Source organism: Clostridia bacterium (assembly GCA_017438525.1).
Classification (GTDB): Bacteria; Bacillota; Clostridia; order Oscillospirales; family RGIG8002; genus RGIG8002.
Genome location: JAFRVI010000084.1, coordinates 1 through 1,721, shown reverse-complemented (window position 1 = coordinate 1,721; position 1,721 = coordinate 1). Strand labels below are relative to the sequence as shown.

Sequence of the window (1,721 nt, the reverse complement as noted above, 5' to 3'; positions counted from 1 at the left end):
TAAAACGTCATCTCAGAGGCAGGGCTTTTTCCCTCCCTCCGTCTTGCCGTCCGCTTACGCGGCCGTCAATCCACCTCCCTCGTCTGAGGGAGGTCCGCTCACTGCGTTCGCGGCGATATGCCTCGCCGGCTCGCGTCGGCTCGGTGCGATATATCGGCTTCGCCGATGCGATATATCCGCTGACGCGAATACGATATATCAGCTGCGCTGATGCGATATGTTCGCCTGCGGCGAACGAGTGCCGCCCGCGCGGGCGGCGCGCTACGCGCCGAACACTTTCCTGTAATAATCTCTCTTAATAAGCTCCCCCGACATCCTGAACATGACCTTGACCTTCTCGGTCGTCTCCTCGACGTAGGCCTTCTGCGCCTCCTCGCTCTCGAAAACGACTCCCTCGGCGGGGGTGAACTCGCGGTCGCCGGCGTAATACTTGCCCTTGTCGGTGATCCAGCTCCTGCCGTAGATGGTGATCAGCGGCTCGGCGTCGGGATCGAGCAGGTCGCGCCCGAAGAGCAGGCGGCTGTCGTATTCGAAGCCGAAGAGGTTCAGCAGCGTCGGCAGGACGTCTATCGTATTCGCCGGAACGGTTATCTCCGGCGCGTTTTTATACCCGGGGCAGTAGAGCAGGAACACGCTGCGGTAATAGTCGAAATGCTTCTCAAGCTCATGGCCGGCGAGCTCCTCCATCTCCTTGTAGGAGATCATCTGCGGCGTGTGGTCGGGGGTGACGCAGAAGACGGTCTTCTCGAGCTGGCCGGTCTTCTCCAGCTCCGCCATCAGCCATTCGAGCGCCCTGTCGAGCTCGGCGTTGGCGGCGACGTACGCCTTGCACTTCTCGGAAAGGTCGAGGTTCTCGACGAGCTCGCGGTTCTTCGCGCTCATCCGGTTGCCGTCCCAGGAGTAGTCGCAGTGTCCGCTGACGGACATATAGTACGCGTGGAACGGCTTGCCGTCGTTTTTGCCCGCGTACTCGGAGAATGAGGACTGCATGGCCTCGAGGTCGCTTTCCGGCCAGGAGCTCGGATGCTCGAGCACGAGCTTGTACTCCTTCTTGTCGACGCCGTCGACGACGCCGCCGCGGTTGCCGCGGAAAACGTCGTAGCCGAGGTTGGAGTGGGTCTTGTTGCGGTCGTAGAAGGTGTAGGAATGCGGGTGGTACGCGCAGGTGCGCACGCCGAGCTTTTGGAACTGCGCCCCCATGGTGAAGGGCAGGAGGTTATCCTTGACCTTCTTCATGTGGTTCGGCACGCCGGCGCTGGGGATCAGGCCGGTCATGTGCTCGAATTCGCCGGTGATGGTGTCGTCCTGCCCGGCGGTGAAGAAGTTGGTGAAGCGGAAGCCCTCCTGCTGCATCTTATACAGCGTGGGCGTGACGCCTTCGCGTATCGCGTAGGGCGAGAAGCCCTCGGCGGTGATCATTATCAGGTTGTAACCCTCGAAAAGACCGGTGTATTCGTTCTTCATCGTGGGGACGCGGTCGCGGAAATACTCGTGCATCCCGCGCAGGTCGTCGTTTTTCTCGGCGGCGATCAGCGCGTCGAAGTCGATATCCATGACGTTCGGCTCGTAAACGACCGGCTCCGGCTCGGGCGGAAGCGGCTCCGCGGAGCTGCCGGACGAGCTGCCCGCGCCCGCCGGCCGCCGCGGCGAACACGCCGCCGCGCCGAGCGCGGTGAGGATTATAAGGATGGCTGCAAGGACTCTCTTCATAGGGTAAAGTT

The 1,721-nt window shown here is 61.8% G+C and carries 1 protein-coding gene; it reads right to left on the bottom strand.

Annotated features, from left to right (window positions below):
* Window positions 1-261 precede the first annotated feature (261 nt).
* A partial coding sequence (locus IJL83_07935; GenBank protein MBQ6553525.1) for an LTA synthase family protein occupies window positions 262-1,721 on the bottom strand: 1,460 nt, incomplete at its 5' end.